Source organism: Burkholderia sp. BCC1644 (genome assembly GCF_902833225.1).
Classification (GTDB): domain Bacteria; phylum Pseudomonadota; class Gammaproteobacteria; order Burkholderiales; family Burkholderiaceae; genus Burkholderia.
Map to the genome: position 1 here is coordinate 129,820 of NZ_CADFEI010000008.1, position 12,299 is coordinate 142,118.

Annotated in this window: 15 protein-coding genes; 2 read left to right on the forward strand and 13 right to left on the reverse strand. The window is 67.9% G+C overall.

The window, feature by feature from the left end; genetic code table 11:
- Positions 1–187: 187 nt before the first annotated feature.
- The 6 genes from HWX87_RS17825 to HWX87_RS17850 form a co-directional block, all read right to left on the reverse strand.
- Positions 188–1,387: a TauD/TfdA family dioxygenase gene (locus tag HWX87_RS17825; RefSeq protein WP_176048344.1), complete on the reverse strand. Its 1,200-nt coding sequence runs from the start codon at positions 1,385–1,387 to the stop codon at positions 188–190.
- A 22-nt stretch (positions 1,388–1,409) separates the two neighbouring features.
- Positions 1,410–2,366 carry an alpha/beta hydrolase gene (locus HWX87_RS17830; RefSeq protein ID WP_176048345.1) on the reverse strand — a complete coding sequence of 319 codons (957 nt, stop codon included), beginning with the start codon at positions 2,364–2,366 and terminating at the stop codon, positions 1,410–1,412.
- 52 nt (positions 2,367–2,418) lie between these two features.
- Complete coding sequence (locus HWX87_RS17835) at positions 2,419–2,907, reverse strand: thioesterase family protein (RefSeq protein WP_176048346.1); 489 nt, start codon at positions 2,905–2,907, stop codon at positions 2,419–2,421.
- A 10-nt stretch (positions 2,908–2,917) separates the two neighbouring features.
- Complete coding sequence (locus tag HWX87_RS17840; protein ID WP_021161453.1) at positions 2,918–3,883, reverse strand: L-carnitine dehydrogenase; 966 nt, start codon at positions 3,881–3,883, stop codon at positions 2,918–2,920.
- An 86-nt stretch (positions 3,884–3,969) separates the two neighbouring features.
- Positions 3,970–4,899 (reverse strand): 3-keto-5-aminohexanoate cleavage protein, encoded by a 930-nt coding sequence (locus HWX87_RS17845; RefSeq protein ID WP_089448200.1) that lies wholly within the window; start codon positions 4,897–4,899, stop codon positions 3,970–3,972.
- A gap of 61 nt (positions 4,900–4,960) precedes the next feature.
- Positions 4,961–5,914 carry a choline ABC transporter substrate-binding protein gene (locus HWX87_RS17850; protein WP_176048347.1) on the reverse strand — a complete coding sequence of 318 codons (954 nt, stop codon included), beginning with the start codon at positions 5,912–5,914 and terminating at the stop codon, positions 4,961–4,963.
- 337 nt (positions 5,915–6,251) lie between these two features.
- Here HWX87_RS17850 and HWX87_RS17855 point away from each other — a divergent pair, with 337 nt between their 5' ends.
- Positions 6,252–6,419: a hypothetical protein gene (locus HWX87_RS17855; protein WP_176048238.1), complete on the forward strand. Its 168-nt coding sequence runs from the start codon at positions 6,252–6,254 to the stop codon at positions 6,417–6,419.
- A 36-nt stretch (positions 6,420–6,455) separates the two neighbouring features.
- On the opposite strand, the gene HWX87_RS17860 is transcribed toward HWX87_RS17855, so the two are convergent.
- Positions 6,456–7,337, reverse strand: a complete 882-nt coding sequence (locus HWX87_RS17860; RefSeq protein ID WP_176048348.1) for a LysR substrate-binding domain-containing protein — start codon at positions 7,335–7,337, stop codon at positions 6,456–6,458.
- Positions 7,338–7,458: 121 nt separating this feature from the next.
- On the opposite strand from HWX87_RS17860, the gene HWX87_RS17865 reads away from it, so the two are divergent.
- Positions 7,459–7,902, forward strand: a complete 444-nt coding sequence (locus tag HWX87_RS17865) for a DMT family transporter (RefSeq protein ID WP_176048349.1) — start codon at positions 7,459–7,461, stop codon at positions 7,900–7,902.
- A gap of 64 nt (positions 7,903–7,966) precedes the next feature.
- On the opposite strand, the gene HWX87_RS17870 is transcribed toward HWX87_RS17865, so the two are convergent.
- The 6 genes from HWX87_RS17870 to HWX87_RS17895 all read right to left on the reverse strand — a co-directional run bounded on the left by HWX87_RS17870 (position 7,967) and on the right by HWX87_RS17895 (position 12,295).
- Complete coding sequence (locus HWX87_RS17870; RefSeq protein ID WP_176048350.1) at positions 7,967–9,472, reverse strand: aldehyde dehydrogenase family protein; 1,506 nt, start codon at positions 9,470–9,472, stop codon at positions 7,967–7,969.
- 33 nt (positions 9,473–9,505) lie between these two features.
- A complete protein-coding gene (locus HWX87_RS17875) occupies positions 9,506–9,973 on the reverse strand; it encodes a cytochrome c (protein WP_176048535.1) in 468 nt (155 codons plus the stop codon).
- Positions 9,974–10,044: 71 nt separating this feature from the next.
- Positions 10,045–10,545, reverse strand: a complete 501-nt coding sequence (locus HWX87_RS17880; protein ID WP_176048351.1) for a cytochrome c — start codon at positions 10,543–10,545, stop codon at positions 10,045–10,047.
- Positions 10,542–11,078 (reverse strand): methylamine dehydrogenase light chain, encoded by a 537-nt coding sequence (locus tag HWX87_RS17885; protein ID WP_176048352.1) that lies wholly within the window; start codon positions 11,076–11,078, stop codon positions 10,542–10,544. The genes HWX87_RS17880 and HWX87_RS17885 overlap by 4 nt, the downstream gene beginning before the upstream one ends.
- A 39-nt stretch (positions 11,079–11,117) precedes the next feature.
- On the reverse strand, positions 11,118–11,744 hold the full coding sequence (mauD, locus tag HWX87_RS17890) for a methylamine dehydrogenase accessory protein MauD (RefSeq protein ID WP_176048353.1): 627 nt from the start codon (positions 11,742–11,744) through the stop codon (positions 11,118–11,120).
- Positions 11,741–12,295, reverse strand: a complete 555-nt coding sequence (locus HWX87_RS17895) for a MauE/DoxX family redox-associated membrane protein (RefSeq protein ID WP_176048354.1) — start codon at positions 12,293–12,295, stop codon at positions 11,741–11,743. The genes mauD and HWX87_RS17895 overlap by 4 nt, the downstream gene beginning before the upstream one ends.
- Positions 12,296–12,299: the final 4 nt, after the last annotated feature.

A 12,299-nucleotide genomic window follows, 5' to 3' on the forward strand; every position in this document is an offset into this window, starting at 1 on the left:
GCGCCCCCGGCGGGCGCCGCGCGTCGCGCGATGAAGCAAGGCAGTCAGGACGAGCCCCTTCGCGGGGCTCGTCTTTTTTTATGAAACGCATACCTCCGCCGCCCGGTAGCGGGTGGCTTCGCCCGGGCGCTGTGCGTCCGGGTGCTTTTTCCTGGTCGGGTATGCGTGATGAAGCCGGGTGCGCCGATCAGCGCGCCGCGGCCGTGGCAGGCGCCGATCGCGACAGCACGCGCCAGCGCGACAGCAACTCGTCGCGGTCGACGTAACAGCCCTGCAGGTGCCGGCGGCCGGTCGACGGATCGAACTCGGTACGCGCATGCAGCACGCGCCGGTTGTCGAACGCCCACATGTCGCCCGCCCGCAGCCGGCGGTGGACACGGAAGCGCGGCTCGCGCGCGAGCGCGAGGAACCGCCGGTACGCGCGATAGACGGCCGCGACCGAGCCGGCCGGCGCATCGAGCGGCCCGCGCAGGAAGTTCGCGACGCGCACTTCCGTGACGTTGCCGCGCGCATCGAGCCCGATCACCGGCGCCGAACAGCGGTAGTCGCTGTTCGCGCTCTTGTTCCAGAACTCGAACGGCGTCGACGCCAGTTGTTCGAAATCGGCCGGATGCTCGCGCCGCAGCGCATCGGCGAGCGCAAAACCATCGAGAAAGATGCTGTCGCCGCCCGTCGCTTCGTTGGCCAGGCAATGCAGGAACTGCACGCCCGGCTGCAACTCGCGTGTCGGCAGGTCGGTATGCGGCGGCAGGTTCAGCGACGTATACGCATTGCTGTCCGGGCGCGGTTTCGATTCGACGTCGAACAGCACTCCGAAATTGCTTTCGCGGATCAGGCCGATGCGGCGCGCAATCTCGTCGACGCGGCCGCGTTCGGCCGGCACGCCTTCGACGAGCGTGAGCCCCGTGCGCTGCAGCGCGGCGAGCCAGGCGAGCAGCGCACCGTCGTCCTCCATCACGTCGCGCCACGCGAATACGCCGATCGCCGTTGCATCGTCGCCGGCCCACACGTGCCGCCCGTGCGCGGCCAGACGCTCCGCACGCGACGCATCGTCGTACGCATGCGCCCGCAACCAGCCCGGCGACCACGCGCTGCGATGTCCATCGTTCCACTCGACATGCAGCGCACCGTCGGCGTCGACCTGCACGGTAAGCGCCGACAGATCCTCGCGCGCATCGGCAATCTCGAACACTTGCTCGCGCGTGAGCGCATGCACGCACGCGGAACACGGGCAGTTGTCGCGCAGCCAGTCGAAATGGAACGGCGATCGTCGCGCGTCGCTCCACTCGACGTTCACCGCGCCATTGCCGATCGTCGCCGCCGCGATGGCCGCGTCGGCCGAAAACGTCCGCCAGTCCTCGATACGGTGTTGCACTGCTGCCTGCATCGTTGCCTCCCGGAAACGCCCGCTACGCGTGTGGTGCGAGCAAAAAACCGCCGACCATCCGATGCATGCGTGCGGCCTGCGGGCTCGTCCCGAGCGCGCGCCAGCAGCCGTGCACCAGTCCTTCTCCCATCCAGTCATGCGCGACCCCGCCGGCCGCGCGAATTCGTTCGACGTATACGCGTGCGTCGTCGCGCAGCGGGTCGTGTTCCGCGCCGATCGCGAGCACCGGCGGCAAGCCGTCGAAACGCACCGCTTCGAGCGGCGCCGACGCGCGCAACAGCGGGTCGGCGTTCAGCAGCACGTCCGACAAGTCACCATCCCAGTACAGTTCGCGATAGCGATGCACGTCGTCGAGCGTCAGCATCGGCGCGTGCGCTTCCGTTTCGCGGGCGGGCGATTGCGGTTCGAAGCCGAGCATCGGATAGACGAGCGCGATGCCGTCGACGTTGCGTTCGCCCGCATCGCGCAGCGCGGTGGCCACGGCCGCCGCGAGCATCCCGCCCGCACTGTCGCCCGCGAGCGTCAACGGGTGCACGCACGGCCCGAACGGCCAGCGTGCGTCGCGCGCGGCACGCGTGACTTCCAGGCAATCTTCGAGCGCGGCCGGCGCGCGATGTTCGGGCGCCAGACGATAGTCGACGGCGATCACGTCGAGCCCCGTGTCGGCCGCCAGTTGCGCCGTGATCAGCGCATGACTGTCGAGCGAGCCGACGACGAAGCCGCCGCCATGAAAAAACAGCACCGTCCCGCGCGATGCGCGGTGTGCGGACGTGTAGCGTCGCAGCGCGATCGCGCGCCCGTCCGGCGCGTGCCATACGGCGTCCTGCTGCACGATGCCGGCCGGCAACGCGGCCGGCGTCCATTCGGCCGCGAAGCGGTCGTAGAAGCGGCGCTGCTCGTCGGGCGAGCGCGCCGCCGCATCGGCCGGATACCACGCGTCGACGGCTGCGACGAACGCCGCGATTTCCGGTTCGAGCATCGTGCGCGCTCCGCAGTCAAAAGTTGCAAGGCAAAAAGTGCATCGATCGCCGCTAGCGGCGCGGCGGCAAACCGATCACGCGGCCCGCATACGCAGGCGCCGCGCAATCGGGCTGCAACGCATGCAGCTCCGCCACGCGCGCGGCCACGTCTTCGTCGAACGGCGCCGATTTCGCACCGTCGCGCGTATCGACGTGCAGCAGCATCTGCTCGCTCGCCGATACCGCGTCGTCATGCCCTTGCGCGAACAGTTCGAGATACAGGTGCAGCCGCTTTGCGTCGTGCGCGAGCACGCGCGCATCGACGCGCACCTGCGTGCCTTCCTTGATCTCGTGCAGGTAGTTCACGTGCGCTTCGAGCGTGTAGACCGAGCGCCCCCGCTCGCGACGCGCGGCGTCGTCGAGCCCGATGCGATCGAGCAACGCATCGGTCGCGAAGCTGAAGATCAGCAGGTAGAACGCATCGCGCAGGTGGCCGTTGTAGTCGACCCATTCGGGCCGCACCACGTCGCGGTAAATCGTCAGCGGGGTATCGCCGGTCATCGCCTGTCCTTTAATCCTCGAATCGCATCCCGTGCCGCGCCTTCACCGCGGCGATCGATTTCAGCACCTCGGTGATGCACTCGTCGCGATAGCGTTCGAGCTCCTTGATGCTGCGCGTACCCTGCTGTTCGGTCGTGCCTTCGACGACGCTGTCGATCAGCGCGTCGGTCAGCGTCGGCGCGACCAGCTTTGTCCACGGCAGTTCGAGCGCAGGGCCGAACTGCTGCATGAAGTGTCGCATGCCCGCGTCGCCACCGGCCAGCGTGTAGGTCAGGAACGTGCCCATGAACGACCAGCGGATGCCCGCGCCGAAACGGATCGCATCGTCGATCTCGCCGGTCGTCGCGACGCCTTCGTTGACCAGGTGCAGCGCCTCGCGCCACAACGCTTCGAGCAGGCGATCGGCAATGAAGCCCGGCACCTCCTTGCGCACGTGCAGCGGCCGCATGCCGAGCTTGCGATAGATCTCCATCGCGCCCTCCACGGCTTCCGGCGACGTGCGCGCGCCGCCGAGCACCTCGACGAGCGGCAGCAAGTAGACGGGATTGAACGGGTGGCCGACCACGCAGCGCTCCGGATGCGTCGCCCGCGCATAGAAATCCGTCGGCAGCAGCCCCGACGTCGACGACGCGATGATCGCATCGGGTTTCGCCGCGCGGCTGATCTGTTCGTGCAGTTCGAGCTTCAGCGCCTCACGCTCGGGCGCGCTTTCCTGGATGAAATCGGCATCGGCGACGCACGCCTCGATCGTCTCGACGAAGCGCAGCCGTGCGGGGTCGGCGCCCGGCGCGAGGCCGACGCGTTCGAGCGCGGGCCACGCGTTCGCGACGTTCGCGCGCAGCCGCTCTTCCGCGCCCGGCGCGGGGTCCCATACGACCACGTCGAGACCGTGCGCCAGCGCACGGGAAATCCACCCGCTGCCGATCACGCCGGTGCCGATGGCGGCGAACGTCTTGATGTCGGTCTTCACAGCCATGTCAACGCATCCTTCAAATCAGGGGAAATCGGTGGGCGGCCGCGCCCGTGCGCCTGCCGCCGTGTCGTATCAGTCAGCGAAAGAACTCACGCGAATTCGGCGATCGCACGACGTTCGAGCGGACGCTCGCCACGCGCCGGCAGGCCGAGCTTGCGGCGGCCTTCGGCCGGCGTCAGCACGCGGCCGCCGAGCCGTTCGATGACCTCGCGGGCGCGTTCGACGAGCGTGCCGTTGGTCGCATGCACACCGCGATCGAGCCAGATGTTGTCTTCGAGGCCCACGCGCACGTGGCCGCCGAGCAGCATCGCCTGCGCGACCATCGGCATCTGCATGCGGCCGATCCCGAAACCGGCCCAGTGCGCGCCCGGCGGCAGGTTGTCGACCATCGCCTTCATCGTGCCCGTATCGGCCGGCGCGCCCCACGGAATGCCGAGGCAAAGCTGGAACAGCGGCGGATCGTCGAGCAGCCCTTCCTTCAGCAGCTGCTTCGCGAACCACAGATGGCCCGTATCGAAGATCTCCAGTTCCGGCTTCACGCCGAGTTCCTGGATGCGCTTCGCGCCGGCGCGCAGTTGCGCGGGCGTCGACACGTAGATGTAATCGCCGTCGCCGAAATTCAGCGTGCCGCAGTCGAGCGTGCAGATCTCGGGCAGCAGCTCCTCGACGTGCGCGAGGCGCGTGAGGCCGCCGACCAGGTCGGTGCCCTTGCCGAAGCGCATCGGGTCTTCGCCCGGGCCGATCTCGAGATCGCCGCCCATGCCGGCCGTCAGGTTGATGATCACGTCGACGTCGGCCGAGCGGATGCGGTCGACCACTTCGCGGTACAGGTTCGGGTCGCGGCTGCCGCGGCCCGTCTGCGGATCGCGCACGTGGCAGTGCGCGACGGTGGCGCCAGCCTTCGCGGCTTCGATCGCGGCTGCCGCGATTTCCTTCGGCGTGACCGGAATCGCCGGATGCTTGCCGACCGTATCGCCCGCGCCGGTGACGGCGCAGGTGATGATGACTTCGTGGTTCATGCTGGGTGCCTCGCTTGATTCGGGTTGTGTCGCATTGCAGGGGTGGCGCGGGCGCCGGCCGTCACAGGCCGAGATACGCCTTCACGGCAGGCAGGCCGTCCTTGCCGTCGAACGTCTTGACGCCCGCGAGCCACGGATCGAGCACCTGCGGATTCTTCTTCAGGTAGGCCTTCGCGGCCTCGGCCGGCTTCGTCTTGTTCATCACCGACTGCATCAGCTGGTTCTCGAGCTGCGTCGAGAAGCGCAGGTTCGTGACGAGCTTGCCCGCGTTCGGGCAGCGCGAAATGAAGTCGGGCGCCGTCAGCGTGTACACGCGCGCTTCACCGTAGTTCGGCCCGAACGACGCGTCGCCGCCGGACAGGTAGTTCATGCTGAGCTGGATGTTCATCGGGTGCGGCTCCCAGCCGAGAAAAACGACCCACTTCTTCTCGCGGATCGCGCGCTCGACCGTCACCAGCATCCCGGCCTCGCTCGACTCGACGAGCTTGAAGCCGCCGAGCCCGTACTGGTTCGTGTCGATCATCTTCTGGATCGTCGCGTTCGCGCTGCTGCCCGGCTCGATCCCGTAGATCTTGCCGTCGAGTTCCGCGCGGTGTTTCGCGATGTCCTCGAAGGTCTTCAGGCCGGCCTGGTATTCGTAGCTCGGCACCGCGAGCGTCGCCTTCGCACCGGACAGGTTCGGCGGTTCGACGACGTTGATCGACTTGCTGTCGAGGAACGGCTGCAGCTGCTTCTGCTGCACCGGCCACCAGTAACCGAGCGACACGTCGAGCTGCTTGCTCTTGAGACCGGCGAACGAGATCGGCACCGACGCGATCGTCGTGGTCGGCTTGTAGCCGAGCGCCTCGAACACGGTCGACGCGAGCGCCGTGGTCGACGTGATGTCGGTCCAGCCGATATCCGCGAAACGCACGGTGCGGCAGGTCGCGGCATCGGTCTCGGCCAGCGCCGCGCTCGTGAACGCGCCGGTCGCCAGCACGGCCGCGGCAAGCGCGGCGATCTTCGTCGACTTCATGGTTCGTTTCTCCCGGTTGGTCTCGCGGCAGCCGGTGCGCGGAGTGTGCGCCGGCCTGCATCGTGGGAGTAAAAGTAACGAGCCATATTCGCCGCGAGAAGACCGCCGGCGACCTGTTCTTGACTATTTGCGACTATGAGTGGAAACCACTATGTTTTGCTTGAGGCTTGTTGCGCGGGGGTTGTAGGCGCGTTTCGGTGGAAATCGGGTTGCCCCGATGCGGCGTGCGGCTTTCGATTGGGCCCCGGCGACACTGACAGATTTCCGACATATCCTCGGGTGCCGCGAATCGGCCCTATGCTGGCGTCCTCTGCACGTCCGGCCAGCCAGGAACCCCATGATCCTCACCGCTCTCTTTGTCGTGGCCGCTTTCGCAACCGTCGCGGTCATGCACCGCGGCGTGATCGGCAAGGCCGACACGCGGCTGCGCGCACGACTCGACGTGGAAGGCCCGCGCAGCGATATATCGCGCCGGTTGATGCGCGAATCGGGATACCGCGTCTGAGGTCGCGCGGATCGTGACGGTGGCAATGCGCCCGCCTCAGCCGGCCGTCGCCACCCGCACGAACGCCTCCGCCAGCACCGTCGGCTCGACCGGCAGCACCAGCGCACACACCGACTTCGCGTCTTCATCCGAAAGCGGCACGAACACGGCGCCGTCGATACCGAGACTGGCCATCCGCTCCGGCACGATCGCCACGCCGCGCCCGGCCGCGACGAGATTCAGCATCGACGTCTTCGGCGACACGATCCGGGCCGCCGCCGGCACGAAGCCCCGTTTCAGGCATAGATCGATCACGACGCGCGCCAGCCCGCCCCGCTCGCGATACACGGCCGACACGAACGGCTCCCGCCGCAATCGCGCGATCGCGACGCGCTTGCGGCCCGCGAGCGGATGATCGGCAGGCACCGCCACGCACAGGCGTTCGGCCGCCAGTTCGACGAAGCGCACGCGCGCATCGCGCCGCAGCACCGGCAAGCGGACGACGCCGACATCGGCATGCCCGTTCGCGATTTCAGTCACCTGATCCTCGGATGACGCACGATCGAGATCGATGCGCGCGCCCGGGCAATCGCTCATGAAGCGGTCGAGATCGGGCATCAGGCTGCTGACAGGAACGGTACTGGAATGCAGCAGCCGCAACACGCCGGCTTCCCCGCGCGACAACTGCGAGCCTTCTTCGGCAGCCGCCGTCAGCGTGGCCGGGATCGACGCGACGCGTTCACGATAGATCGCGCCGGCTGGCGTCAGCCGGACGCCCCTCGGCTCCCGCTCGAACAGCAGGAAACCGAGTTCGTCCTCGAGCTGGCCGATCTGCCGGCTGAGCGCCGACTGCGCGACATGGAGCGCGCCCGCGGCCGGCGTGAAGCCGCCGAGATCCGCCACGGTCAGGAAATACTGGATTTGCCGAAGTGATGGCATGCCGAAACGAGATGGATACGCGCCGAATTCGATATTGGCGTTATACCGTCGCGCTCCGCAGAATGAAAGCCTCCCGTGCCGGAGTCCGCGTTCCGGCCACTTGTACGGAGCGTTCATCGACGTGACTACTCTCCTGTCCTATCTGCTGGTCGTGGCCGCCGGCATCAGCGTCGCATTGCAGCAGGTGCTCAACGCGAACCTCCGCGCGCAGATCGGTTCACCGTGGTGGGCCGGGTCGGTCAGCTACCTCGTCGGCCTGGCCGCGATGCTGGCGATCGCGCTGCTGTCGCCGCATCCGCGCCTGAGCGGCACCGTCTCCGGCGCAGGGTCGTGGTTCAGCTGGACCGGCGGATTCTTCGGCGCGGTATTCGTCGGCGTCGCGATATTGATGGTGCCGCGCCTGGGCGCGGCCACGACGCTTGCGCTGATCGTCGTCGGGCAGATGACCGGCGCGCTCGTGTTCGACCACTTCGGCGTGCTCGGCATCGCGCAACATCCGGCCAGCCCGGTCCGCCTTGCCGGCGCGGCGTGCCTGATCCTCGGGGTCGTGCTGATCCGCGCGTGAAGGCGCGGCTGTCGGCACGCGTGCGTTGCCGGTACGCCGGCCACGCACGCGCTCGCTACTACGCTCACGCGTAGTTCATCATCACCGACTTGCTTTCCGTGTACTGGTCGATCACCGCGCGGCCGAGTTCACGGCCGAAGCCCGACTGCTTCATCCCGCCGAACGGCAACGCGTTGTCGAGCAGCGAATGGCAGTTGACCCACACCGTGCCGGCCGCGATCCGCGGAATCAGCTTGTGGATCGCCGACAGGTCGTTCGACCAGATGCTCGCGCCGAGACCGTACGGCGTGTCGTTCGCGAGCTGCACGGCTGTATCGAGATCGTCGAACGGCATCGCGACGAGCACCGGCCCGAAAATCTCCTCGCGCACGACGCGCATCGCCTGCGTCGTATCGACCAGCACGGTCGGCTCGACGAAGAAGCCGGGGCCGTCGATCGCGCGGCCGCCCGCGGCGGCGCGCGCCCCTTCGCCGAACCCCGAGTCGATGTAACCGCACACGCGCTCGCGCTGCTTCGCCGAGACGAGCGGGCCGATCTGCGTCGACGGGTCCATCCCGGGGCCGATCTTCAGGCTCGCGGCGATCTTCGCGACGCGCTCGATCACGCCGTCGAACACCTTCGAGTGGATATACGCACGCGAACCGGCCGTGCACACCTGCCCCTGGTTGAAGAAGATCGCGTTCGCGACGCCCAGCGCGGCCTTGTCCAGATCGACATCGGGCAGCACGATCACCGGCGACTTGCCGCCGAGTTCGAGCGACATCCGCGTCATGTTGTCGAGCGCCGCATGGCCGATCGTCTTGCCCGTCTGCGTCGAACCCGTGAATGCGATCTTGTCGATGCGCGGATCGCGCGACAACGCCGCGCCGGCCGTGTGACCGTAGCCGGTGACGATATTGACGACGCCGTCCGGGAAACCGGCCGCCTGAATCAGTTCGCACAGGCGCAGTGCGCTCAGCGGCGTATCTTCGGCAGGCTTCAGTACGACCGTGCAACCGGTCGCGAGCGCCGGCGCAATCTTCCACGCCGCCATCAGCAGCGGGAAATTCCACGGGATGATCGCGCCGACCACGCCGACGGGTTCCTTGCGCGTATAGGTGAAAATCTCGCTGTCGGGCATGTACGGCATGCCGGCGTCGATCACGCTGCCTTCGATCTTCGTCGCCCAGCCGGCCATGTAGCGGAAGCACTGCGCGGCCATCGCGACGTCGAGCCCCTGCGCGACCATCACCGGCTTGCCGTTGTCGAGCGATTCGATTTCGGCCAGCTCGCGCGCGTTCGCTTCGATCAGGTCGGCGAGCACGAGCAGCAGCCGCTCGCGGTCGGTGGTCTTCGCGGCGCGCCACGGGCCCGCATCGAATGCGCGCCGCGCGGCGGCGACCGCCTGCTGCACGTCGCGTTCGTCCGCTTCGGGCACGCGTGCGATCACGGTGCCGTCGGCCGGGTTGACGACGTCGATCTGGCGGCCCGACGCGGCGTCGCTCCACTCGGCGCCGATCAGCATCTTCTTTGGCTTCGCGAGGAACGCGCGCGTTGCGTCGAGCAACGGAAAGGTTTCGTTCGTCTCCATGTCCACGTTTCCTTGATTCGTTGAATGAGTCGGTCAGTAGCGATCCGTGACGCCGTCGATCCCGCGCGCCTGCAACGCGCGGACGAGCCCGGCGCGCACGGTCGCAACGTCGGCAAAAGCGGGACGGCGGTGCGCGGCGACTTCGGCGGCCGTATAGGGTTTGAAGTCGCGCGGCAGCGCATCGCGGTTCATCGTCGTGAGCACCCAGTTGAGCACGTCGGCCAGATCCTGGTCCGACAGCGCCGAGTTCGACGCGCCGGGCACGCGCATCACGTACTCGCGCCCGGCCGGCAGATGCGTGAAATAGCCGAGCGAATTCGCGAGCGGCGGCACCTTGCCGGGAATGCCGCCGCCCGTCGCCGTATGGCAGCCCATGCAGTTGAGCACCCAATGCTGCCGCGCGAGCGTCGCGTCGGCCACGCCGTCCGCATGCGCGTGCGATGCGACCGCACATGCGGCAGCGCCCGCCAGCAGCAGCCACGACGACAGGCGACGCGACATGCCGCCGAGCCACGACGACGCACCCCGCGTGCCCTGCGCGGAGGCGTCCGCACGAGACGCGCGGGCGCCGTTCACAGGCCGAGCCCCTTGATCACTACCGCGCGTTGCGCGTGCACGGCCGTGCCGTCCATCTCCTTCGCACGCGCCGCGCGGATATCGGCCGCCGTGAACGGCTTCGCGTCGCCGTGCTGCGCGTTGAGGTCGAACACGACGTAGTTGAGCACGTGCGCGATGTCGTCGTCGCTCGCGCTCGCGAATGACGGCATCTTGAAGTTGTAGCTCTTGTCGCGCACCTTGATCTCGCCGAACATCCCGTGCAGCAGCGTCGCGACCAGTTGCGCACGCCCCGGCTCGGCCGCCGCATACTTGCCCGGATACTCGGTCAGCGGCGGCGCGAGGCCGTCCTGCCCTTTCCCGCCCGCCTGGTGGCACACCGCGCACTGCGCGTCGAACAGGCTTTTCCCGGCCGGGTAATGCACGGTTTCCTGTGCGCTAGCCGCACCCGGCAGCGCGAAGGCCGCCACCGCCGTCATGCATGCAAAGACGATCCTTCCTGCCTGCTTCACTTTCATTGCTTTGCCGCTCCCAGCAGAACCGAAACCGAACAGTGGTAATTCGAATTACCGTTCGCCATGCACCAGTTGATGTCGTTGTTCAGCGACAGCTTGTACAGCGGCTTCTCGCGCTCGTTGCGGTTGCAGAAGCACTTGCCGCACGACGTCTTGCCGCAGCAGTCGTTGTACGACACGATGTAGTCCGAACCGTCGTGCGGATTGCGGCAGGTGCCGATCCACGTGATCGGCGAAGGCGTCGTGCCCGGCGGGCAGCTGCTCGACGTGCCGCCGCAGCAGCTGCAGAGCCAGCCGTCGATCGCGCAGTACTTCCAGTAGTCGCAGCTCATCGGGTCGTCGCTCGCCCCCGATGCGGCGGCGCCTGACGCGCCCGATGCCGCATCGGCCGCGTAGGCGGTGCGGTCGACCGGCAGCAGCGGCAGCAGCGCCGATCCCACCAGCACCTTGCCGAGCTTCGCCATCGCGCTGCGCCGCGAACTGTGCTGCGCGACGCCGCGCGCCGACCGCTCGAACCATGAATCAAACAGGCCCATGTCGTTGTTCTCCCATGACGTTGTAAGTGGGTCGGCCGGTCATGCGTGCTGCGCGTGCGCGTCGTGGCTGTGATCGCCGTGCACGAACTGCTGCAGCGATGCGACACCGCGCTCCTTCGCCTCGAACAGGCTCTCGAGATGCTCGCGCGTGTTGACGAGCCCCTTTGCGCGCACCGTGCCGGTTTCGTCGAGCAGCACTGCGTACGGCAGCTTGCCGATCTGGTATGCGAGGCCGAGCTCCTGCGACAGCAGGTACGGGAAGCGCCCGAGGTCGTGCTTCTGCGCGAAGCGCGCGTGTTCGTCGAAATCGCCGTCGCTCGCGAGCACGATGTTGACCGGCGTCGATTCGCTTGCCTGCAGCGACGGCAGCAGCGGCAGCAGCTTCTTGCAGACCGGGCACGTCGGCGACAGGAAGAACAGCAGCGTCGCCTTGCCCGACGCATCGATACCGCCGACCTTGACCTGTGAGCCGCGAATGTCGGTCAGCTCGAACGTCGGCGCGATCGCGCCGACCGCCGGCCCCTTGTCGATCATCAGCGCGCCGGCCGGCATGATGCGTTCGTACAGGATGCCGATCTGGCGCACCAGCGCGAGGCAGATCGCGCCGAGCGCGAGGACGGCCACCCACAGCAGGGCGGTGGAAACGGTGAGAGCGGTTTGCATCATGAATTCCTCAGGTGGGAAAGGCGCGGTACGTTGGCGAGCAGCACGTCGACGGTGAGCAGCGCGCAGACGATCAGCAGCACGGAGAAGAACAGCGTCAGGTAGTCGAACCACACGACGGCGCGCGTGCCCGGTTCGACGAACGCGGTGGCGGTCAGCGCGACGAGCAGCAGCACGCGGCCGACGTGCAGCCAGCCGATGCCGCGCGGTGCGTCCGTGCGCACGGCCGTGAAGCCGGAACAGCCGCATTCGATGTCGGTGTGGCCGCGCAGCAGGTTGATCGCGAGCCCGGCCGCGAAGGCCAGCAGCAGCGCGATCAGGCCGATCGCACCGGCCGTGCGCGTATCGGGAAACAGCAGCGCGGCGGCGCCGAGCGCTTCCGCGAGCGGAATCGCGAACGCGACGGGTGCGGTCAGCGCATCGGGCAGCAGCCGGTAGCCGGCGAGCGCCTGCCGGAATGCGGCGGGCCGGCGCATCTTCGCGAAGGCGCCGAGCAGCACGACGGCGGCCGCGCCGGCCTGTGCGCTGGTGGCGAGTACGGGATCGAGGGTCATCGCG